26 protein-coding genes are annotated in these 22,882 nt (G+C 36.3%); 22 read left to right on the top strand and 4 right to left on the bottom strand.

Features of this window, described 5'->3' with window-relative positions:
• The 8 genes from RV15_RS18725 to RV15_RS09940 all read left to right on the top strand — a co-directional run.
• Positions 1 to 429 (top strand): hypothetical protein (locus RV15_RS18725; RefSeq protein WP_217265815.1); only part of this gene is annotated, 429 nt, incomplete at its 5' end.
• Entirely contained in the window at positions 429 to 956 is a 528-nt protein-coding gene (locus RV15_RS09910; RefSeq protein ID WP_071877894.1) for a DUF2247 family protein, read from the top strand. The genes RV15_RS18725 and RV15_RS09910, both read left to right, overlap by 1 nt.
• A gap of 224 nt (positions 957 to 1,180) precedes the next feature.
• Positions 1,181 to 1,411: a hypothetical protein gene (locus RV15_RS09915; RefSeq protein ID WP_217265816.1), complete on the top strand. Its 231-nt coding sequence runs from the start codon at positions 1,181 to 1,183 to the stop codon at positions 1,409 to 1,411.
• Positions 1,412 to 1,461: 50 nt separating this feature from the next.
• Entirely contained in the window at positions 1,462 to 1,887 is a 426-nt protein-coding gene (locus RV15_RS09920) for a hypothetical protein (protein WP_071877896.1), read from the top strand.
• A gap of 313 nt (positions 1,888 to 2,200) precedes the next feature.
• On the top strand, positions 2,201 to 3,061 hold the full coding sequence (gene mreC, locus RV15_RS09925; protein WP_071877897.1) for a rod shape-determining protein MreC: 861 nt from the start codon (positions 2,201 to 2,203) through the stop codon (positions 3,059 to 3,061).
• Between the two features lie 7 nt (positions 3,062 to 3,068).
• Complete coding sequence (gene mreD / locus RV15_RS09930) at positions 3,069 to 3,578, top strand: rod shape-determining protein MreD (protein WP_071877979.1); 510 nt, start codon at positions 3,069 to 3,071, stop codon at positions 3,576 to 3,578.
• Between the two features lie 239 nt (positions 3,579 to 3,817).
• On the top strand, positions 3,818 to 5,143 hold the full coding sequence (locus RV15_RS09935; protein WP_071877898.1) for a coiled-coil domain-containing protein: 1,326 nt from the start codon (positions 3,818 to 3,820) through the stop codon (positions 5,141 to 5,143).
• Between the two features lie 295 nt (positions 5,144 to 5,438).
• On the top strand, positions 5,439 to 6,749 hold the full coding sequence (locus RV15_RS09940; RefSeq protein WP_071877899.1) for a coiled-coil domain-containing protein: 1,311 nt from the start codon (positions 5,439 to 5,441) through the stop codon (positions 6,747 to 6,749).
• Positions 6,750 to 6,844: 95 nt separating this feature from the next.
• Here RV15_RS09940 and RV15_RS09945 read toward each other — a convergent pair whose 3' ends face one another.
• On the bottom strand, positions 6,845 to 8,650 hold the full coding sequence (locus RV15_RS09945; protein WP_071877900.1) for a M3 family oligoendopeptidase: 1,806 nt from the start codon (positions 8,648 to 8,650) through the stop codon (positions 6,845 to 6,847).
• A 117-nt stretch (positions 8,651 to 8,767) separates the two neighbouring features.
• Between RV15_RS09945 and RV15_RS09950 the strand changes: the two genes are divergently transcribed.
• The 6 genes from RV15_RS09950 to RV15_RS09975 all read left to right on the top strand — a co-directional run bounded on the left by RV15_RS09950 (position 8,768) and on the right by RV15_RS09975 (position 12,210).
• Positions 8,768 to 9,277, top strand: coding sequence for a VanZ family protein (locus RV15_RS09950; protein WP_071877901.1), 510 nt, complete (start codon positions 8,768 to 8,770; stop codon positions 9,275 to 9,277).
• Between the two features lie 167 nt (positions 9,278 to 9,444).
• A complete protein-coding gene (locus tag RV15_RS09955; protein WP_071877902.1) occupies positions 9,445 to 9,840 on the top strand; it encodes a YxeA family protein in 396 nt (131 codons plus the stop codon).
• Positions 9,841 to 9,920: 80 nt separating this feature from the next.
• Positions 9,921 to 10,130 (top strand): hypothetical protein, encoded by a 210-nt coding sequence (locus RV15_RS09960; protein ID WP_071877903.1) that lies wholly within the window; start codon positions 9,921 to 9,923, stop codon positions 10,128 to 10,130.
• Positions 10,131 to 10,440: 310 nt separating this feature from the next.
• Positions 10,441 to 11,166 (top strand): YebC/PmpR family DNA-binding transcriptional regulator, encoded by a 726-nt coding sequence (locus RV15_RS09965; RefSeq protein ID WP_071877904.1) that lies wholly within the window; start codon positions 10,441 to 10,443, stop codon positions 11,164 to 11,166.
• Positions 11,167 to 11,259: 93 nt separating this feature from the next.
• Positions 11,260 to 11,793 carry a GyrI-like domain-containing protein gene (locus RV15_RS09970; RefSeq protein WP_071877905.1) on the top strand — a complete coding sequence of 178 codons (534 nt, stop codon included), beginning with the start codon at positions 11,260 to 11,262 and terminating at the stop codon, positions 11,791 to 11,793.
• A gap of 15 nt (positions 11,794 to 11,808) precedes the next feature.
• The gene (locus tag RV15_RS09975) at positions 11,809 to 12,210 is read left to right on the top strand and encodes a DUF1801 domain-containing protein (protein WP_071877906.1); all 402 of its coding nucleotides are present in this window, start codon (positions 11,809 to 11,811) and stop codon (positions 12,208 to 12,210) included.
• 62 nt (positions 12,211 to 12,272) lie between these two features.
• Here the strand turns inward: RV15_RS09975 and RV15_RS09980 are convergent, their stop codons facing one another.
• Together RV15_RS09980 and RV15_RS09985 are read right to left on the bottom strand one after the other, a co-directional pair.
• Positions 12,273 to 13,199: a LacI family DNA-binding transcriptional regulator gene (locus tag RV15_RS09980; RefSeq protein ID WP_071877907.1), complete on the bottom strand. Its 927-nt coding sequence runs from the start codon at positions 13,197 to 13,199 to the stop codon at positions 12,273 to 12,275.
• A gap of 18 nt (positions 13,200 to 13,217) precedes the next feature.
• Positions 13,218 to 13,508, bottom strand: a complete 291-nt coding sequence (locus RV15_RS09985; protein WP_071877908.1) for a hypothetical protein — start codon at positions 13,506 to 13,508, stop codon at positions 13,218 to 13,220.
• A gap of 395 nt (positions 13,509 to 13,903) precedes the next feature.
• On the opposite strand from RV15_RS09985, the gene lacD reads away from it, so the two are divergent.
• The 5 genes from lacD (at position 13,904) to RV15_RS10010 (ending at position 19,805) form a co-directional block, all read left to right on the top strand.
• Positions 13,904 to 14,893 carry a tagatose-bisphosphate aldolase gene (lacD, locus tag RV15_RS09990; protein WP_071877909.1) on the top strand — a complete coding sequence of 330 codons (990 nt, stop codon included), beginning with the start codon at positions 13,904 to 13,906 and terminating at the stop codon, positions 14,891 to 14,893.
• A 190-nt stretch (positions 14,894 to 15,083) separates the two neighbouring features.
• The gene (ald, locus tag RV15_RS09995) at positions 15,084 to 16,196 is read left to right on the top strand and encodes an alanine dehydrogenase (RefSeq protein WP_071877910.1); all 1,113 of its coding nucleotides are present in this window, start codon (positions 15,084 to 15,086) and stop codon (positions 16,194 to 16,196) included.
• Positions 16,197 to 16,229: 33 nt separating this feature from the next.
• Positions 16,230 to 17,306, top strand: a complete 1,077-nt coding sequence (locus RV15_RS10000; protein WP_071877911.1) for a M42 family metallopeptidase — start codon at positions 16,230 to 16,232, stop codon at positions 17,304 to 17,306.
• Between the two features lie 31 nt (positions 17,307 to 17,337).
• Positions 17,338 to 18,969: a peptide ABC transporter substrate-binding protein gene (locus tag RV15_RS10005; RefSeq protein WP_083429151.1), complete on the top strand. Its 1,632-nt coding sequence runs from the start codon at positions 17,338 to 17,340 to the stop codon at positions 18,967 to 18,969.
• 278 nt (positions 18,970 to 19,247) lie between these two features.
• Complete coding sequence (locus tag RV15_RS10010) at positions 19,248 to 19,805, top strand: GNAT family N-acetyltransferase (protein WP_071877912.1); 558 nt, start codon at positions 19,248 to 19,250, stop codon at positions 19,803 to 19,805.
• A gap of 173 nt (positions 19,806 to 19,978) precedes the next feature.
• Here the strand turns inward: RV15_RS10010 and RV15_RS10015 are convergent, their stop codons facing one another.
• A complete protein-coding gene (locus tag RV15_RS10015) occupies positions 19,979 to 20,368 on the bottom strand; it encodes a helix-turn-helix domain-containing protein (protein WP_071877913.1) in 390 nt (129 codons plus the stop codon).
• Positions 20,369 to 20,692: 324 nt separating this feature from the next.
• Between RV15_RS10015 and RV15_RS10020 the strand changes: the two genes are divergently transcribed.
• From RV15_RS10020 to RV15_RS10030, 3 genes are all read left to right on the top strand, one after another.
• Positions 20,693 to 21,067, top strand: coding sequence for a VOC family protein (locus RV15_RS10020; protein ID WP_071877914.1), 375 nt, complete (start codon positions 20,693 to 20,695; stop codon positions 21,065 to 21,067).
• Between the two features lie 112 nt (positions 21,068 to 21,179).
• Positions 21,180 to 21,674 carry a YehS family protein gene (locus RV15_RS10025; protein WP_010761790.1) on the top strand — a complete coding sequence of 165 codons (495 nt, stop codon included), beginning with the start codon at positions 21,180 to 21,182 and terminating at the stop codon, positions 21,672 to 21,674.
• A 215-nt stretch (positions 21,675 to 21,889) separates the two neighbouring features.
• The gene (locus RV15_RS10030) at positions 21,890 to 22,807 is read left to right on the top strand and encodes a helix-turn-helix transcriptional regulator (RefSeq protein WP_071877915.1); all 918 of its coding nucleotides are present in this window, start codon (positions 21,890 to 21,892) and stop codon (positions 22,805 to 22,807) included.
• Positions 22,808 to 22,882 lie beyond the last annotated feature (75 nt).

Consider the following 22,882-nt stretch of genomic DNA (forward strand, 5'->3'; position numbering starts at 1 on the left):
AAAGGTACGAAGACGGTTGAGAATAAGAAAGGTAGTGGGGCTAATCAAAAAGTAGTAGAGGAAATCACTAATCCTATTTTAGAAGCTCCTAGGTCTGGAAGTGGATTGAAAGTCGATGATATTAAACCGGTTAAAGGGAAAGGCTCTGTTTATGATATTGACCCATTAACAGGAAAACCACCTACAAAACAAACTCAAATTATTATAGATGAATTTCCTAATGTTCCAAAAGCACATGTTTTTTCTGATATTATTGACAACTATGCTGGTTTAGCAGAAGTCACAGATTTAGGTAATGCTAAATTATATCAAATTCAGGGAATCCAAAATGGTGTTATGGGGCGTTTTGAATGGATAATTCAAGACGAAAAAGTTACACACAGAATGTTTGTCAGAAATCCAGAATTGAATGGAGTGCCTATAAAATAATGAATTGTGTAGATGAATTTAAAAAAAATAATATTCCTTTTTCTTGGAACGAGATTAAAGTAGGTAGGTTTGGTTATTCAGACAACGAATTTTATTTACAAGGTATACTTGATGATGAATTTGTAATGAAATACACCTTAGATTATTTATCTAAAAATGAAAATGAAGAAAATTCGTATGTATGGGAGCTTGGAAGTCTATTTTCACCATATGATGAGAACGAAATATATAAACTTCTGGATTTGATTGAGGATTCTAATGAAAAAGATTTGATGTCCTATTATAGATGGAGATGGATTTTAGTTAATAATTTATTGAAGAAAATCTTAGATAAAGACTATGTAAATGCTTTGTTAGAAATTAGTGAATTCTGGCTTGATTTCAAGTCTCCATTCGATATGCCTTATCAATACCAAGGTGTAGAAAATAAATTAACCCCTCAAGAATTTTACACTGAGGAACACTTATCTAAAGTTATTTCCGACCATAGGAGATGGTTGGAAGATGAAAAAGAGAATTTAAAGTAATAGGTATCAAAATAAAAAAGGCACTTTATCACAAGACTGGTAATCAAGTGATAAAGCCTTGACTAGTAAGGACTAAACTTACTAACCAAATTGCCAATAATTGAAACAGTATTAGTGAGAGAGGCTCGCTGATACTGTTTTTTTAAATTTACCATCTTCGTTTCTCGACAAGTTTATGCTCAGGTGATTCCTACGATTCAGCGAAAGCTTTTTATTCAGCCGTCTTGATTCCCTTAGCACAAGGTGGAATACTGTTAACAGATGCAGTGGAAGAGGTGTGTAAAAAAATTCCAGAACAATATACAATGGATGTTGACAGCAGTGACCTAAACTCTGAGAAACTGGAAAAGGAAATCGAAGAATATGAAAGGGAAAATGGATATAAGCAACCTTCTTCTCATACAAAATATTTCTTAGATGACAATGGTGTATTAAGGCAAGGGAGAATTGATTAAAGGACAAATAGTGTTACATTTGATTTTGATAAGTAAATAGGAGGGGAAAAATGTTTGAATATATTGAAAATAGTAATGTAATTTTAGATGAGATAGGTTCAGAGAATCCGTTTCATTTTAGTGATATTATGAAAATAGAATATAATATCGAGGAAAATATTTTTAATAAAAAACGCTCAGTACTAAATTTAGATTTAAAAACTAAATTTTCAAAAAAGCCTCAAGTAATGTTATCAAAATTTAAATTTAATAATGTAAGTGAATTATCACTAAAAGAGGTTACTAACATTAATGTTTATGACAGATTAATAATAAAAGATATGAGGAATGAACCTATAGATTGGCCAAGTGACAAAAGATATCATGTTCATGATGATAGTGGCTATGGAGAAAATGATGGATATAATTATATAAATTTTTATTGTGAAAGTATTGAAGCAATTGGGTTAGAAGAGTTTCCTTACGGTGACTTCTGAATATAGTTTTAAAAAATGAGTTGAATTAAATAAAAAAGGCACTTTATTACAAGGCTCGTAATCAAGTGATAAAGCCTTGACTAGTAAAGTCTAAACTCACTAACCAAATTACAAATAATTGAAACAGTATTAGTGAGACTGTTTTTAGTTTTATTTCACACAATCGTTCTGCCTTCGTTCCTCTAGTCCAAGCGATCATTAAAATCACACTATTTTAATAAAAAAATGTAAAGACGCACCACAGCTCTTTTGTTTGCTTCCAATTAGTGGTAGAATTATTGCTATCAGTCTAAAGAGTAGTCGGGGTGTCGATGTGAAAAAATTTAATCCAAATAAAAATATAATTATCACGCTGATCGTAGTGATTGTCGTGGTGACCATTATTAGTTTGACCGCAGCTCATAGAGCAAATAACGGCAAAAACAATCTTGGGCAATCAGCGGTTAATGATAGTGTGGGCTTTGTGGACAAAGTTATAGGCTTTCCAGCTAAGGTGATCGGTAGCGGAGTATCGTCGATCAGTACACTATTTAACACCTATGATGAGAATGAACGGTTAAAAGAAAGAATTGATGGATATGGTGAATTATCTATCCAAAACGATAACTTAAAAAAAGAAAATGAAGCACTAAAAAAAGAGCTAGCGTTAAATGAGACACTGGGCAATTATGAAAAAGTGACAGCAACTGTTGTTACTCGTTCTCCAGACATGTGGCAAGACCTATTGATCGTTGATCGAGGATCGAATGATGGTATCGAACCGAATATGGCGGTCTTAGCTCAAAAAGGATTGATCGGCCGAGTGATTGAAGTAAACGCAACATCATCAAAGGTTGAGTTACTATCGTCTAAAAACCAAAATTCAAATCATTTTCCTGTTCAGATCAATTCTGAAAAGGGCGATTCATATGGTCTATTAAAAAGTTATGATGATAAAGCAGGGACTTTGGTTGTTAGCCAGTTAGTAGGAGATATGGACATCAAAGAAGGCGATATCGTTCAGACTTCAGGCTTAGGTCAAAACTCTCCAGCAAACCTACCAGTAGGTGTAGTTCAAAAGATAAAACCAGACAGTTATGGTTTAGATCGAGAAGTTTATGTTAAACCGTATGCTGAAATGTACAGCATTCCCGTTGTAACAATCATCAAAAGATTAGCTGGAGCGGGGGAGTAGGATGCAAATGATACGGAAAGAAAATGTTAAATACTATGCACCAGTAGTCTTCTTTTTATTGATGCTGATCGATGGTCAATTGACTCAAGCAGCTGGGAATTTAACAGATAATGTCTTTTTTGCAAATGCTCATTTTATGTTACTGGCATTTTTGATGGCTGTTCCCAATCTGTCTAAACGCTACTTGTTGATTACGGCAGTGATTTTAGGCTTGATTTGTGACAGTTACTATCTAGGAATCATTGGCATTTATACTGTTGCATTAGCTGCAACGGTTATGATGATGTATCGGTTTCAGCGAGTGGTTCATACAAATTTATTGACAGCTTTCTTTGGAATGATCATTTTTGTGACTGCCTATGAACTGATCGCAGTAGGTCTGCAAATTATTTTTCGCCTGTCAAATGTTGCTCCGTTGTTATTCATCACTAAAGTTTTAGGACCAACATTACTTTTCAATATGTTGATATTCGTTATTTTTTCTTACCCATTAAAGAGATTGTTCGGCAACGAATAGTCTCTTTTATAGCGTTTGTAAAAGTTTATAAATAATCAATGGATGCTCTCTCAAAGTTATGCAGACAAAGCGATTTAAAGGATGATCGGCGTTATTTAATTTTATTGGATGAAACATTTTTGTAATATCTTTTTTATCTGCATGTCATACTGCTATGGTACAATTGTCCCGTTGCCAGATACATAATACCGAAAAATAATCAGAAATTATAGATAAAGTAAACGCCGGAGGAATAAATAGTGAAAAAAAGTATATTATCAGCATTGCTGATTTGTTCAGTCACTCTAACCTCAGCTGTATTGCCAATGGCTGCAGTTGCAGATGAGTATGATACAAAGATCGAACAGCAAGATGAAATCATCAATGGATTGAAAACAAAAGAAACTGAAGCCGCAACGAAGTTAGCTGCAATTGAATCAGATATGCTAACAACTGCGACAAAAATCGATGAACTAACTGCAAAGAAAAAAACACTTAAAGAAGAAATCAAAAAATTATATAGTGAGATTTCAGATTTAAATGTTCGTATTCAAAAAAGAGAAGTTCAAATGCGTAATCAAGCCCGTGATGTACAAGTTAGCGGTTCAAGCACTAGCTATTTAGATGTGATTCTGAATTCAGAATCAATTTCTGATGCGATTAGCCGAGTGCAAGGAATTACAACATTAGTTAATGCGAATAATGATCTATTAGAACAACAAACTTCGGATAAAGAAGACGTGGAGAAAAAATCAGAAACAGTAGAATCACAAATTTCTGTTTTAGAAACATCCACGAAAGAATTAAATGACAAGCAAGCTTCTTTGGATACACTGAAGCTTGAACAAGAAATTGCTAAAAATGACTTAGAAGCACAACGCTCTACAGAAGAAAACAAAAAATCTGAGTACGTTGAACAAAAAGCCGCAGCTCAAAAGAAATTAGAAGAAGAACAAGCCAAGCAAGCAAAACAAGCTGAGGCACAAAGAAAAGCCGACGCAGCAGCTGCAGTAAAATTGGCGGAAGCTCAAGCTGCAAATCCAGGACTGGTAAAAACAAATGTTGTTCAAGAAAATGGTACAACACAAGAAACACAGAATGCACCAGTTTCTGAAAAACCAGCAGGAAAACCTAGTGGCGGTGGCAGTAGCATTGGTACCGGTGGCGTATCAGATGCGAAGAAAAAAGCTGCACAGATTGCTTTAAATGCTGTTGGACAAACAAATCCGACAGGTTGGGGGCAAAGCGGCGAGTGTATCGTAGCCGTACAAAATTGGTTGAATGCAGCAGGCGTTAGATTCTCACCAGGTGGTCCTCATAGTGGCTACACTCAATCAGGAGCAGTTCAAGTAGCTTGGTCTGATGTTCAGGTTGGTGATGTGGTTCAATACGAGAACGCGCTTAGCCCAGATGCATGGTTAGATGGGGTTCATACAGTTTTAGTTGTTGGTGTAAACGGCAGCTCAGTTCAAATCGTTGAATCAAATAATCCAGCGGGTTCAGGTTATGTTTCAACTACCACAGGTTGGACACCAAGCCCATATGCGGCAAACTTCAGAGCCGTTGTCTGGCGTTTTCCAGGATAATCTATAATAATAAAGTCCCTACCTATTAAAACCAAATGGATTTTGTGGGTGGGGATTATTTGTAATTACTCAGTGATTGGCGTATGGTAAGAGAATCAGTGTTGCGTGTTAGTTTTGTTCAGTTGTCATGTTTAACTTTCAAAAATGAAATACTCCTGTAACATTAATTTTATATGTATGACATGTGACTATGATACAATGATTTCGTTGTCAATAATAAGAATGAAAATTACTCAAACAATGAACGAATTTATTATAAGTAAAAAAAGTAGTAAAAAAGTCGGAGGAATGAATTGTGAAAAAAAGCGTATTGCCATTACTAATGATTTGCTCATTAGCCCTTACATCTGTAGCCTTACCAGTATTATCATCAGCGGATGAAGTGGACTCTAAAATTCAACAAAAAGATCAAGCAATTTCAGGATTGAAATCTCAAGAAGCTGACGCTCAAAGCCAAGTGGCTGCAGTACAAGATCAAGTTGCTTCTATTAACGAAAAAGCAGAAACTTTATTAGCTGAACAAGGCAAATTAAGAAAAACTTCTACTAACTTAGAAAAAGAAATCACGCAATTAACAAAACGTATCGACAAACGTGAAGTAGCGATCCAAAACCAAGCACGTGACGTACAGGTTAATGGTAATAGCACAAGCTACATGGATGCATTATTGAATGCAAAATCAGTTTCTGATGCCATTACTCGTGTAACTGCAATGTCTACAATTGTTAATGCTAATAATGACTTAGTAAAACAACAACAAGAAGATAAAAAAGCAGTAGAAACTAAGAAAGCTGAAAATGAAGAAAAATTACAAGATCTTCAAGATAATCAAGTAGAACTTGAAGCTCAAAAAGGCGATCTTGTTAAAGCAGAAGCTGATTTGAATGTATTACAAACAACATTAGCTGCTGAAAGAGCAACTGCTGAAGATCAAAAAGCTGGCTTAGTGAAAGAAAAAGAAGCAGCAATTGCAGAACAAGCACGTATTGCTGAACAAGAAAAAGTAGTAGCAGCTAACGCTAAAAAAGCAGAACAAGAAGCTGTAGCGGCCAAAGCAACTGCCAAAGCAACAGCACCAAGCACTACGACTGCTTCATCTACTGAAGAACCAACAACAGGTAGTTCAGTAGATAATAATAATACAGGAGTTGTAACACCTCCTGTTAATAATGGTGACGGAAATGTTACACCAACACCAACTCCGGATCCAGTCAAACCAGCAGATCCAATTCCAGACCCACCACTACCACCATCAACTGGCGGTTCTGCAATCTCTATTGCAGCAGCACAAGTTGGTAAACCATACGTTTGGGGTTCTAAAGGACCAAGTAGCTTTGACTGTTCAGGTTTAGTCTACTACGCATTCATGAACTCAACTGGCCGTAATGTCGGTGGTTATACAGTTGCCCAAGAAAGTGCTGGTACACGTATCTCTGTAGCTGAAGCTCAAGCTGGCGATTTATACTTCTGGGGTAGCCCAGGTGCTTCTTACCACGTAGCGATTGCTACTGGTGGCGGCGGTTATATCCACGCTGGTAACGAAAGTACAGGCGTTGAATACAGCAATGTTGGTTCATTTACACCAAGCTTCGCTGTACGTATGTAATTAAATTAAACTTAATATTCTAAGAACCAGACTCATGTCTGGTTCTTTTTTGTTCAAAAAAAGTTCCAACGAAAACTCGTTGAAACTTCATATTGTTACTTAATATATTCTTCCGTCAATTCCATAAATTCATTGACATCTTTAATTACTTGATCAATTCCAGCTTGCCAGAAATCAGGTTTTGTTAAATCGACCCCGAGATGTTTTTTAGCTAAGTCTTCTGATGTCATTGATGCAGTGTCACGAAGTAAGGCGATATATTGATCTTCAAAATCACTACCTTGTTTATTTGCATAAGCATAAATTCCCATGCTGAACAAATAGCCGAACGTATAAGGGAAATTATAAAATGGTACATCATCAATGAAGAAATGTAATTTACTTGCCCAGAAATGTGGGTGGTAAGAACCTAAACTATCCTGATAGCTTTCTTTTTGAGCTTCAAGCATCAACTCAGTTATTTCATCTTCACTCAATAAGCCTTTTTGACGAGCTGCATAAAAATTGTTTTCAAAAATAAAACGAGAATGGATATTCATAAACATTGCAATGGCATTTTGCATCTTAGTATCCAATAAATTAATTTTCTCTTCAGGTGTCTCAGCACTTTGTAGTGTTGCATCTGCAACGATCAATTCTGCGAACGTACTAGCTGTTTCTGCGACGTTCATCGCGTATTCTCGATCAAGTGCTGGCAGATCCCACATCACGCTGCTATGGAACGCATGGCCTAGTTCATGAGCAAGGGTTGCCACTTCATTAATTGAATTGCCAAAGGTCATAAAAATTCTAGATTCTTTCGTTTCAGGAAGTTCTGTACAATAACCACCCGGACGTTTGTCAGGACGATCTTCAGCTTCAATCCAACTTTTTTCAAATGCTCCTTTAGCGAATGTAGCCATTTTAGGACTGAATTTTTCAAAGTTTTCTAAAATAAACTCAGCTGCTTCATCAAAGCTGTATGTTTTTTCTTTTAAATCACCTAAAATGATCGGCGCATCTTGATCTTGCCAGTTCATTTTCTCTTTTCCAAATAATTGAGCCTTACGTGTTAAGAAGTCGATAAAAGGCTGCTTGTTTTTTTGGATGGTTGCCCACATAACATCAAGTGTTTCTTTTTGCATACGGTTATAGTTTAATGGCTTTTCTAAGAAATCATTGATACCATGCAGTTTATAATCGCTTAAACGGAACCCATCCAAGTGATTTAAAGTATCTGCTAATAAAGGAGATTTTTCGCTCCAAGCTTTTTCCCACTCAGCGAATAACTCAGCACGAACGTCTGAACTAGGATCGCTCATCATACGGTTAAAAGCTTGCCCAGCAGAAAGGAAGACTGTTTGACCATCTTCTTTGAATGGAATCGAAATGCTGGCAACGATCGTATCATAATGGCTACTCCAAGCGTTAAGTCCATCTAAAGACAATGTATTGATAATGTTTTCTTCTTGCTCAGATAATAGCTGCATGCCATCTCGACGGATTTCATTTAAACGAAATGCAATTGTTTCAAAAACAGGTAGAGCAGTTAAGGTTTGCCAATCTGCATCGGAAATTTCTGTTAGTTTTTTTGTAAAAATTGTTTCTGCTAGCTGAATCGCTGGTAATAATGAAAAAAGATCGCCAGATAAAATTTTGGCTTTTTTATCCTTAGTATCAGCAGAAGATAAAGCGGTGATAAAGCTACTACATTGAGAAAAACCATCTGAAATAGCTCCTTGCAGAGCTAAAATTTGCTGTAATTCTTGATAGTCAGTGTCGTTTTGCGGTATCCACTGCTCGATCAATTGATGATAGTTGCTGCTTTGTTCTGTTAATTTTGATAATCGTTGTTCCAGTTGAGCTGAATGGCTACCGCCAGGGAAAATACTATCTAAATCCCAAACGAGTGAATAGGTCATACACGATTCCTTCTTTCTTAAATCTATTTTCTTCTAGTATATCATAAGAAAAAAATTTTGAATGATTGTTTATTTTTTCTGAAAAGACCACTATAATAAAAGAAACGAGGTGACAATTTGAAAAAGCAATTGAAAAACAGTAATTTTTATATACTGGTGGCATTCTTGATTATGGCTGTTTTATTTTACAGTTCTTCTCAAACCTATGAACAGCAATCACAAGTAGGGCTTCTGGATAAGCTGCTGGGCAATCAACCATTCAAAGAACAGTTAAAAGGAATTTCTTTTAGCTATGCTGCAAGTGAAGTAAGTATTCAAGCAAAAGGATATGCAAAATTTGTGGAATTCTTTATTCGTAAAGGGGCTCATTTTGGGACATACTTTTTATTAGGTGGTAGTTGGTTTATCGGATTGAATATGAAGCTTAAACAACCCCTTTTAATTGCCGTTGTGGCATGGCTTAGCGCAACGGGATATGCTGGCTTGGATGAATATCATCAAATGCTGACCGGAGGACGGACACCACTCTTTCAAGATGTGATGCTGGATTCTATAGGTGCTTTGACAGCAGTCGCTATTTGCTTGCTTGTGATAGGTGTTAAAAAATTGAGAAAAAATAAGCGCTAAGACATATTTTCAATATAAAGAAACAAGAGTCTGGTATTCAGGCGCTTGTTTTTTGTTTTTATCATTTAATTCAAAAATCAGTCTCTAGCTGGATGAAAATAGAATAAATAAACTCTATTATAAGTAGAGTAAATCAAACTAGGTAAAAGAACAGGGAGAGGTATTCGATGAAACACTTCTGCAAATCGATACTGGTGATAGTTGTTATTATAGCAATCAGTATGATCGGACTTAGAATTTATACATACAATAACACTTCAACTGCTGCAAGGATGATCGATTATTTTAATCCACTGGTCAAAACTGCCACTCTTTATACTAAGACAACTGAAAAATATGATTATAAATACCCAGATGCGGTCAGCAAAATAGAGAACTTTGCGTATGTTGAAACGTGCTACACAAATGAAGGTGAGAAACGAAAAGTAGAATATATTTCGTTTGGAAAAAAAATACAGTCAGGAAAATTTCTCAAACTAACAACTAAGGGACAATACGTTATGGCATGGGAAGAAATCGACAAAAAAGAATTACCAGAAAAAGTAAAGCCATCATTATTGTAATTAAATGAAAGAAATCTTATGTAAAGAATAGTTAAATTTAAAAAAGACCCCTTATACTATTGAATAAGGAGTGATTGATCATGGAATATGTGACGATTAGCAAAAATAAGACAAGAGATACGGCCACAATCGCTAGGTTAGGAATGTTAGCCTATCGTATTTTTCCAGATACCGGCAGTATCAATATTCAATTATTGAGCGGGGCACAAGAAGAATGTACGATTCCGTTTAAAGACGGAGAAATAGTCAGATTACGTGATGTGGATTTACGTATCAATATTGTTGATTGAAGCGAAAAGAAAAAGCTAGAAACAAATGTGTTCAGCATGTTTTTGAAGGAGCTGCTTTTTTCTCGCTGTTTATCCTATTTTAAAGAGCGAAACAAAACTGATTATTCGGTTTGTTTCGTTCTTTTTTTATTTATATAGTATCTAGAAACAAAATGCTTTTTCTTAGTCGCTGTAATCCATCAAGCAGTTTCTCTATTTTTCCCCTTTCTAAGAGTAAAGGTTGCAACTATTTAGAAGCATAGTAAAATAGAAGGTAACTGAACTTAATTGACAGGTTCGTAAGACGTTATTATACGAGGAGGAATAAATAATGGCAGGTCACAGTAAGTGGAAGAACATTCAAGGACGTAAAAATGCACAGGACGCAAAACGGGGCAAGATTTTCCAGAAATTATCAAGAGAAATTTATATGGCAGCAAAAGCAAGTGGCACTGATCCAGCAACTAATGCCGCTTTAAGATTAGTGATGGATAAAGCAAAAGCTGCTAATATGCCGAATGATAATATTGATCGGGCCATAAAAAAAGCCAGTAGTGCAGGAGAAAATGAGCATTATGATGAGATTACTTATGAAGGCTATGGACCTGCAGGCGTTGCGATTTTAGTCTATGCCTTGACAGATAACCGAAACCGGACAGCGACCAATGTCAGAGTTGCATTTACTAGAAATGGGGGCGCTCTGGGTGAAACGGGTTCAGTTAGTTATATGTTCGACCGTAAAGGCTATATCGCAATTGAACGCTCAGGGATCTCTGTTGACGAAGATACAATGTTTGAAAATGTATTAGAAGCAGGTGCAGAGGATCTGGAAACATCAGAGGAAGTCTTTGAAATTTATACAGCGCCAGAAGATTTTACCGCTGTTCGAGATGCACTAGAAAAAGCTGGCTATACTTTAGCTCAAGCAGAATTAACTATGGTTCCGCAAAATTTGGTAGAGTTAGATGAAGAGCAGCAAGAACAGCTACAAATTTTGATTGATAAACTTGAAGAAGATGACGATGTGTCCGAAGTGTTCACTTCAGCGGATCTGTGAGTTATTTAGCTAGGAAATAGTTGGAAATGATGACAGACAGTCGTCATCATTTATATGGTAATTTATAGTTATCACATGAATGGAGCTGATACTATGAACTACAGAACCGAACAAAAAAAAGCATTTATTATCGCTGGATACAGACAAGAAATGAAAAAGATAGAACAAGATGAGAATTTTTATGAAATATCGAACTTCTGGTCAAATTTGACTGAAGCAACAATCAATCAGATCATGGCAGTAACAGATGGAACGCTCCAAGGTTTGCTAGGTGTTTCTGATAGTAATAAGAGCCAGGAACAATTTAAATATATGATTGGAACAAAGAAAAATCCGGATCAGACTACGTCAAATGATTTAGCTGAAACCCAGTTTCCAGCTTCAAAATGGGCGATTATTGAATGTGTTGGAGCAATTTTAGCGGGGGTTAAAGCACTTGATGAAAATCAGCCATTTGAACCGAATGTTTTGATGCAATTAAAACAAAGCACACGTGCGCCGTGGGCAGATGAGGGAATTCATGAAAATATTGAGATACCAAGGATCGAGTTTTATCCATTTGGGGACATGGAAGCAGAGGACTATAAGTGTGAACTATGGATTCCTATCAAAGATGAAAAAAGATAATAAAAGAGGGATAATATGAAAGAATTTTCGGATCCAGCTGTGGCTACTATTTTTGAGCAGTACCCTGAACGATGTCGCAAAGCGCTGCTAGCACTTAGAGAATTGATTTTTGATACAGCAGCAGAATTAGCAGTAGTAGGTGTGTTGGAAGAAAGCTTGAAGTGGAATCAACCTTCGTACGCAACAAAAGCAACAAAATCAGGAAGTCCGATCCGTATTGATCGGTTTGGTGATAAAAAAATTGCACTCTTTTTTCACTGCCAAACAACATTAGTAGAGGAATTTAGAGCATTGTTTAGTGATGTTTTTGAGTTTTCAAAAAATCGAGCAATCGTTCTGGATCCTGAAAAAGAATCACCGATCAATGAGTTAGCATTTTGTATTGAACGAGCGTTAACGTATCATAAAAAAGGTTGAAATACTATTAAGGTAAAGGCTATAACAGACAACATTTTATACGTTGTCTGTTATAGCCTTTATTAGGTACGTTCAATAAATGTATATGGAATCGTTTTGGTGCTGATTTTTTTGTCTAAAAGTAAATGAAAAGCTGCTTCCCCACACTGATCTATATGATGATCGATCGTAGAAAAGTTAAGCAATCTGCTAGAAAGTAGATTTTCTTCTCCAATCACTAAGACGTGATCCTGAGAAATATGTTGTAAAATACCAGCAGCAACATCATCGCCATTAGTCACGATCACTTCCAAGTCTGGCAACATTGAGAAATGACTACCGGCGTTTATACCATCTTCATATGAACGACAGTTTCTAACAATCATCGATTTATCCAAATAGCCGATGATATCGCTGTAAGCTTGTAAAACTAAACCAGTGCTGGCGCTCTCTTTTTCAGTTCGCCCGACTGTTAAGCCGATATGATTATAGCCTCGGCTTTTTAACTCTGTAAACAGATCGACATAGGATTTTTCCCGCTTGATTGAAACACAAGAAATCGGAAACTCACCTGTATCTTCACAACAAACGATTGGTGCATATTTGAGATAACCGGCAATCATTTCAAAAGAAACTTTTTTTGATGTAATGATCATACCATCCCACGCTTGTGCAGCTAGCTCATCAAGATAGTGTTTCTCAACTTCAGGGTCATAATTGGTTGGCAGCAAGGTCACTTTATAGCCATCCTCAAAGGCGGCAGTCAAAATACCGCTGACGATCTTGTCAGAATAAGGATGGTTGGCATAAGGAATCATGACTGCAATATGCTTTGACTTTCCCTTACTTAAATCGCGAGCTTTGGCGTTTGGGATATAGTCAAGTTCATGCATGATTGTTAAAATTTTTGCTCGTTTTTCCTCAGATACATAAGGATGATTATTCAAAACACGTGAAACGGTTGTGACTGAATAACCAGATAACTTGGCAATATCACGAATATTTGCCATAAGTGACTCCTTTCAAATCTAGTAAAGAACGTTTAGAGGACGGAAAATAGTACTCAAAAAAGGGATTAGATGGTTGCCATAATCAATAAAATGATAATGCTCATCTGCATAATCAAAACAGACAAAATCCAGCTCGCCTTCTTCACCGAATGTTAATCCTTCTATTGCAGCCAATTTTACTGCTTTATCGATTGGTTTGCAATAGTTATTCAAACTCCGAATGACAAGTAAGCCATTTTCAGTTGATAAAGAAACAAAGTAATAATCCAGTCCTAAATAATCAGTCAATTCAAGCATACCATTTATCATAAATCGATTCCTCCTGTCTTTTTTCAACTATAAAGTATGAAACGCGTATCAGGTCAAGAGGAAATGTCTCATTTATTTTTTTATAAATAGTTGATGATGACTTCTTGTTTGATTCGATCGATATCGGCTTGCTTCATTTTAGGAAACCAATTTAGCACATTAGCTGTGGAGTAACTATCGCTTTTTTTAATACATTGAGGTCTTCTACTTGCCCAAGCGCCAAATATTTCACCAAACTACTAATATCAGTAAAAAATGATTGTCTTGCCCATTTAATTGTTTCTGGATTTGAGCAATTTTTTTAAAGCCATCTTCTTTGTCTTTCTAAATATCAGCGAGTATACTCAAAAGTAAGAGAGGTATGTCCTCAAAAAAAGAGTAAAGGAGCTAGTATTATGATCAAAATCAGCCAAGCAAAAATGGATGCCCTCAATCGTTTGTCCAATGAAAAAGGGTTGATCGAAGCGTTGGCGATCGATCAACGAGGTTCTTTAAAGAAAATGATCGCAGCTGCTAGTACGATGGCCACAGGAGAAGAAATTATCGACTTTAAAAAAGTGGCCTCGCAAGAGTTAACTCCTTATGCGTCAGCGATTTTACTTGATCCAGAATACGGTTTACCGGCAACCAAGGTACGGGATCAAAATTGTGGATTATTATTAGCTTATGAAAAAACCGGATATGAGGTTTCAACACCTGGTAGAATGCCAGATTTACTAGAAGACTGGTCTGTATCACGTCTGAAAGAAGCTGGAGCTGATGCTATCAAGTTCCTGCTATATTATGATCCAGATGAACCTATGGCGATTAATAAATTAAAGCATGTATTTGTCGAACGTTTAGGCAGTGAATGTTTAGGTGAAGACATTCCGCTCTTTGTTGAGATCGTGACGTATGATTCTGAGATTACGGATGCGACCTCTGCGGCATTTGCCAGAGTTAAACCACATAAAGTGTTGGAATCAATGATTGAATTTTCTAAGCTGCAGTATCATATCGATGTATTAAAAATGGAAGTACCAGTCAATATGAATTATGTGGAAGGCTTTGCTGAAAATGAAGTCGTTTATAGTAAAAAAGAAGCCTTAGGCTATTTCAAAAAGCAAAGTGAACTGACAGAACTGCCGTTTATTTTCCTAAGTGCAGGTGTTTCAACGAAATTATTCCAAGAAACCTTAGAATTTGCGAAAGAAGCTGGTTCTAAGTTTAGCGGTGTCTTATGCGGACGCGCAACTTGGCGTGAAGGAGTTAAACCGTTTGCTGCTAAAGGTGAAGCCGCAGGTCGTGATTGGTTTGCGACACAAGGAAAAGAGAATGTTGAAACACTAAATGAAATCGTTGATCGTTGTGGGACTTCTTGGCGGTCTAAGGTTGAAGTTGGCTAACACTAAAAAATGTCTGAAATAAATCGATGTAGGATTTATTTCAGACATTTTTTTTAATTGTATAATTAAAAAAGAAAGAGAAAATTAAATTTTTTTCTATGTATTGCAGATGAACTTTCATTAAACTATAATCTAGTAAGTAGCTTATAAAATAAAACGATAAGCAAGTAGTTAGAGAGGATCCTGAATAATGAAAATTGGTATTCCAAAAGAAATCAAAAATGGCGAAAATCGCGTAGCATTGCCAGCTGCTGGGGTGTTAGACCTCATTAAGCATGGTCACACAGTTTATGTTGAGACCAATGCTGGGTTGGGCGCTTCAATTCATGATGAAGAATATGTTGCGGTTGGTGCGACAATTGTGGCGTCTGCTAAAGAAGCATGGGCCCAAGAATTAGTGTTAAAAGTAAAAGAACCATTAAAAGAAGAGTATCAATACTTAAGAGAAGATTTGGTTTTATTCACATACCTTCATTTAGCAGCCAATAAACCATTAGCTGAAGAATTGATGAAGAGAAAAACGAAAACGATTGCTTATGAAAGTGTTCAATTAGCGAATGGCGAATTACCTTTATTGGCACCAATGAGTGAAATTGCGGGACGCTTGGCTGCACAGATTGGCGCTCAATTTTTAGAAAAAGTACCAGAAGGAAAAGGCATTTTATTAGGCGGCGTTCCCGGTGTTAAAAAAGGCAAAGTAACGATCATAGGTGGCGGTATTTCAGGGTATAATGCTGCTAAAATCGCGCTAGGCCTAGGAGCGGATGTCACTATTCTAGATGTAAATATCAAGAAGCTGCAAGAAATCGACAATCAGTTCAATGGTGCTGTTAAAACACTTGTGTCGAATCACTTCAATATTCAAGAAGCAGTCAAAGACGCAGATCTTGTGATCGGAGCCGTCTTGATTCCAGGGCGTAAGGCCCCTGTTTTAGTCACAAAAGAAATGGTTGCTTCAATGCCGGAACATTCTGTGATCATTGATATTGCGATCGATCAAGGTGGTATTTTTGAAACAATCGATGAAGTGACGACGCATCAACATCCAACTTATATTAAACATGGTGTGGTTCACTATGCTGTGGCAAATATGCCTGGAGCAGTGCCACAAACCGCAACCTTTGCCTTGGCAAATGCAACATTACAGTATGTGCTTGAGCTGGCGAATAAAGGTTTTGAACAAGCAGTAGAACAAAATCCAGCGGTATTAGCAGGAGTGAATACATTGAATGGTGCAATGACGAATCATGCAGTTGCAACTGATTTGAATTTGCCTTACTCTTCCGTTCAATCAGTACTATAAATAGTTAATTTTACTAGGAGGATAAGCATACTCATGACAAAAAAAGACTCGTTAGATTTAATTGAACGTCTCTCAAATGCATCCGGTGTTTCTGGATTTGAAGACGATGTAGTAGCAATTGCCAAAGAATTTGCCGCGCCTTTTGCTGCAGTTAGTGAAGATCATATTCGCAATGTTTATATGAACGTTGGTGAACACAAAGCGGATAAACCAACAATTGTATTTGATGCGCACAGCGATGAGGTTGGTTTTATCGTTCAAGGAATCAAACCCAATGGTACATTGCGCTTTTTACCTTTAGGAGGCTGGGTACCGAATACCGTACCTGCTCATCGTGTACGAATTAAAACGTCCGATGGTCAGGAAGTACCAGGAATCATTGCCAGTAAACCACCACATTTTATGACAGATGCCGAACGTAAAGAAGTGCAAACAATCGATGATATGGTGATCGATGTAGGCTGTACGAATGCCAAAGAGGTTGCAGAAAAATTAAATATTGCAATCGGTGACCCAGTGATTCCAGACGTTGCCTTTGAATATCTTGAAGCAACCGATGTAATGCTAGGAAAAGCATTTGACTGTCGTATAGGTTGTGCTTGTTTACTTGAAACGCTTAAAGAATTATCTAAAAAGGAATCGGAATTCAATCTGATAGGTACGATGACAGCCCAAGAAGAAGTTGGGGAACGTGGTGCAACAGTAGCCATGAATAATGTCAAACCAGATCTAGCAATCGTATTTGAAGGCTGTCCAGCGGATGATACATTTTCAGAAGAATACATGATCCAGTCTGGCTTAAAACGTGGTCCGATGCTTAGAAACTTTGATGTTTCGATGATTACTAATCCGCGTTTCCAACGTTTTGCTAAAGAAACAGCCGAAAAATATGGTTTACCAATGCAAAGTTCAGTTAGAAAAGGCGGCGGTACTAACGGTGCTATCATTAATTTAACAAACAAAGGGGTACCAGCCATTGTAATTGGTGTACCAGTTCGTTATGCGCATACTCACTATGGTTATGTTGCATACGAAGATTATCAAGCAGCGTATCAATTAGCTGTCGCTATCGTGAATGACTTAACGAAAGCCACAATCGACAGCTTTTAATAATAGAAAAGAAATTAGGGGGAATTAAAAAATGAACATGAAAAAGTGGGCATTTACAACAGTAGCCGCGGGTTTATTAGTTGTATCATTAGCAGCATGTAGTTCAGGGAGTAAGGAAGATGAATCAACTGGGGATAAAAAGCAAGTATTGACTGTGATAGAAAGTGCAGAACTACCAACAATGGATATCTCCCAAGCAACCGATGTTGTCAGTTTTTCAGCAATCAGCCAAGTGATGGAAGGTTTGTATGAATTTGCAGACGATAGCACTTCTGCACCTGCAATTGCTGAAGAAGTTGTGACACCTACAGATGATGGAAAAAAATACACGATCAAATTACGTGATGACGCAAAATGGAGCAATGGCGATGCCGTTACAGCAAACGATTTTGTGTATTCATGGAAACGTACAGTGGATCCAAAAACAGGTTCAGAATATGCGTATTTATTTGATGGGTTTGAAAACTACAAAGCAATCTCTAAAGGTGAGAAATCAGCTACGGATTTAGGGGTTAAAGCAGTCGATGATCACACGCTAGAAATCAATTTAGAATACCCAATTCCATACTTGTCTTCTCTTTTAGCAAAACCAACATTCTATCCATTGAATGAAAAATTTGTTGAAGAAAAAGGTAAGGAATATGGAACGAACAGTGATAACATGATCTATAATGGTGCGTTCACTCTTTCTGATTGGGACGGCACAAGCATTACCTGGAAATATTTGAAAAATGATCAATTCAGAGCAGCAGACAAAGTAAAATTAGATGAAGTCAATGTTCAAGTCAGTAAAGAAATTGGCACAAATGTGAACTTGTTCAAAGCCGGTGATACAGATATCGCTCCGATCAAAGGAGAATACGTAGATCAAGAATTGGACAATCCAGAATTAGTGAAACGTATCTATCCATCCACTTCATACTTGCAATACAACACTGAAAATAAAGTATTTGCCAATAAAAATGCGAGAAATGCGATCACAAAACTGATCAATTCAGATCAAATCGCTAAAAATATTCTAAAAGATGGTTCAATGGCGATCGAAGCCTTTGTACCAAAAGGAATCACGAATCAAGAAACAGGAAAAGATTTTGCCGAAGAAGCAGGCGAATTGATGAAAACAGATATCGAAGGCGGAAAAAAACTGTGGGAAGATGCTAAGAAAGAATTAGGTGTTGACTCGGCGGAAGTGACGTTATTAACATCAGATATCGATACAGCTAAAAAAATGGCAGAATATATCCAAGGGTTATTAACAGAAAACCTAAAAGGCTTAAAAGTAACGATTTCAAGCGTACCATTTAAGAACCGTTTGGATCAAATGAGCAAAGGCGACTTTGATGTTGTTTTAGCTGGTTGGGCAGCAACGTATGCTGATCCATACGATTTCTTGCAATTGTTTAGAACAGGCGGAGAACAAAACTACGGCAAGTTCAGCAATGAAGAATTCGATAAATTATTAACAGAATCAGCAACAACTTATGCTACAGAAAACGAAAAACGTTGGGATACATTGTTGGATGCTCAAAAAGTATTGATGGATAACTCACCAGTGACACCACTTTATCAAGCATCAGAATCCTTCTTAGTAAATGATCGTGTTGATGGTTTGGTGTATCGTGCAATTGGTGCTCCTTATTATAAGAATGTGTCGTTAAAATAAACAGTAGCAAAAATCTGTTGGGAAGTTAGCTTAGTGCGGCTTTTCAACAGATTTTTTTGTTCGCCTTCTTGAATCGTCTAATTAAGTGCAACACTTCTTTAAAATACTTTGATATAAGAAAGATCTGAACTAAGATAATCACTTTGGATCCCTTTATTCTCTTAGATATTAGTGTTTCTGCTTACTATTGTTTTTACAGTCGCTTTTTTCTAGTTGGTATTTTTGATAAAATAGAAAAGGAGAAGTTTAACCAAAAGTGATCAGAAAGGGTGAAATAAATGTTTATAAAAGATAGTACGACTAATATTAGCTTAAGAAGTATAGAAACTAAGGATATTTTTGATTTATGGAAGATTGCGTATGATGAAGATTTAGAATGGATGAAGTGGAATGGCCCGTACTTTAATGATCCAGTTCTTACATTTGAGGAATTAAAGAAAATAGCTGAAAAATACTATTTGGATAATCCTTATCGGGCAGTCATCGTTTATGAAGATAAAATCGTTGGACAGGTTTCTGCTTTTTGGGAAGACGGAGAATTGAAACAGTGGTTAGAGTTTGGTATTTTGCTCTATGATCAAAATACTTGGAGTAAAGGGATTGGTTCTAAAGTCATTGAATTATGGATTACCCATTTATTTGAGATCACTCCTTATATTCAAAGACTTGGTTTTACTACATGGTCTGGAAATAAAGGTATGATAAAAGTTGGGGAAAAAATAGGGATGACGAAAGAGGCACAAATTAGAAACGTAAGATACTATCAACAAAGGTATTATGACTCGATAAAATATGGAGTGCTACGTGATGAATGGCAGTTAATACATGAGGTATGAATTTCCTAAAAGGGTTAATTCTTCTTGTTTTAATAGATGAAACACCCTTGACCAAATAGCCAACAATTCCCAATCGATGTGTCTAGTTCAACATCCGTATAAGCTATTGAAAGCTCTCAAGAATAATTTTGAGAGCTTTTTAAATTGATTATAGTGAGGACAGGATGGAGTCATTATTTTAATTTCTCTAGTTCATCTTGCTCAATAAAAAAGGTCACTTCTCCTGTATCTAAATTGACGTTTGCTTTGACTTCAGGATTTTGATTCTTAAAACTAATCTTTTTATGTTCTCCTGCGTTTTTTACTCGTAATGGGGTCGTAACATTATTATAAGTCATTGTTTTAAATGTTTTAGTTGTCAATTTAATTTCCTCCCTAAGTAATTCATCCAAAGTACAGCCAAATAATAAACTCATTTTTAATAAATTTGAAATATCTGGTAAAGTCTTATCACCTTCCCAACTAGATATTGTAGGTCTGGATATTTTTAATCTGTCTGACAATTCTTCTTGAGTCCATCCTCTTTGATTTCTTTTCGATTTAAGTAGTTGTCCAAATGCCATTAATTCTTCCTCCTAACTCAATCTTACTACTATATTTTTTTTAATTCTGTTCGATTATCTTTATATTTTAGGATTGTTAAGTGTGTTTTACAAGGTAATTCACTAATTCCTCAAAAAAATATTTTATAAGAAGCAAAATAGAGGACAGAGAAATACATGTGAATAATGCGCAAGTTTTCTCTAATAACAAATCCAGATGACTGTTACTTATTTTATTTATGTTTTTTTTGTGGCACTTAATTTGACAATTCTAGTTGACAAGAAGAACGTATGTTCTTATAATAGTTATAGAAACAAAAAAATAAAAAGGTTGGGTGAAGAAGTATGATGGATCATTTTTCAGTAAATGTAAGCGATATCGAAAAAAGTAAGCAGTTTTACAAAGAGGCCTTGGCACCATTAGGAAACGAAATAAAGTTAGATTTTGGGACGACAGTTAGTTTTGGTAAGAAAGAAATTATCAGCGGAGATCCTGCTGGTGGTTTTTGGATAGTTGAAGGCGAGCCTAAGCTTATTCATTTTGCTTTTAGTGCTGCATCCAAAGCAGAGGTAGAAGCGTTCTATGATGCTGCCATAAAAGCTGGTGGGACTGATAATGGTAAACCTGGAATTAGACCAGATTATGGCGCTCACTATTATGCAGCGTTCATTCTTGATCCAGATGGCTATAACATTGAAGCCGTATATCATGGAGCATAGTATAGTTAAAATCGATCATTTATTTATTCTAACAAATCACAATAAATTGATGCATTCTCTGAAAGAAAGCTTTATACTAAAGAAATAATGATACGTTTTCTGGAGGAGAAAGATGAATAACAACGATATATTGATTCGCTTGCGCTATGCATTGGATATCAAAGATACAGATATGATCAAGATCTTTAAACTAGGTGATCTAGAGATTACCAGAGAAGAACTAAGGGTATTACTAACAAAACAAAATGAAGAAGATGAACTTCCACGTGATGCAGTCTGTGATAATCGTACATTAGAGGCTTTCTTGAACGGCTTGATCACGTACAAAAGAGGTAAGCCGCCAGTGAAAAATGGTGTCGCACCTAAGCCAACATTCTTGATCACTAGCCAGAGTAACGTCAATAATGTTTTGCTTAAGAAAGTAAAAATTGCTCTGACGCTTACAAGTGATGACATGCTGGACGTATTGAGACTTGCAGGTGTTTATGCTTCTGATAGTGAACTAAGTGCTATTTTAAGAAAAGAAGGGCATCGCAACTACAAAGAATGTGGCGACCGGTACGCCAGAAATTTCTTGAAAGGTTTAGCAATCAAATATCGGGAATAAAGACTTGAATAGTTAAAAAGTGATTATAAGAATGAGACTAGAGAAGGGACTGGGACATAACTCGAAGAGTTGTATCTCAGCCCCTTAAAATCTGAATAAACGTTGAGAAAAAAGGAGCAACAACGCGCTGATCATGTCAAACTAGAAGTGTTAAAGCACTAAAAGATGAAGCCTTGTATGCTAATCTTTTTTTCAGATTAATGGAGGAGAACTGTATGAAGAAAATCGAACGAATATTAGCGATCATCGTTTTGCTTTTAGAAAATGAGATCGTTTCAACGGCTCAATTAGCGCAACGTTTTGAAGTGACTAAAAGAACAATTTTTAGAGATATCGAAACGATTGAATTAGCCGGTTTTCCGATTGTTTCTCACCCAGGCCGTCATGGTGGTTTTTCTCTAGTGGATTCTTTTAAATTGCGAACATATACCTATAGTGGAGAAGAAAAGCAAGATATCCTAAATGCATTGAATGTCCAAGAAGGGTTATTTGGAATTTCTGATCAACAAAACACGATCAAAGAAAAAATTACATTAATACAGGAAAAAGCCAATCAAAAAGGGCAATTCAAAAGACAATTTTCCTTTGAATCACCAACGATGCATCGCCCGGAAATTGAAATAGAAACAAAACGAAAAATCAATGACATCAATCTTGCGCTAAAAAAAAATAAAAAGCTAATAATTGATTATGTGGACAACAAAGGTGACCATACGCAAAGAACGATTCATCCATATGAACTGATGTTGATGAACGGGAGCTGGTATATCTATTCTTATTGTGAGGATCGAGAAGCATTTAGATATTTCAAGGTCACTCGAATTCGGCACCTTATGATTCAAAAAATAACTTTTGAACCTGTTGAGTATTCTAATAAAAGGCTCGTTGAAACAAATGAAGAGATCATTCAATTACGCTTTAAAAAAGAGGACTTAGGAAAGCTATATGATTATTATACGGAAGATGAGATCGAAGTAAGAGCTGATTCTGTTGATGTAAGGATTTATGCCAACCAACAAAAAACGATTTTACCATATTTATTAATGTTTGGTAACGGTGTAAAAGTGATCGCGCCAGAAGTATTAAAAGAACAGCATAGGAGCGAAATAAGTAGGCTGAATGAGACGTATTAAATAGGTCATAGTCGCTATAATGAAATAGCAAACAAGCGTTTATATGGGTAACTAACTCATATAAACGTTTGTTTG

This window comes from Enterococcus silesiacus (assembly GCF_001886225.1).
Taxonomy (GTDB): domain Bacteria; phylum Bacillota; class Bacilli; order Lactobacillales; family Enterococcaceae; genus Enterococcus_L; species Enterococcus_L silesiacus.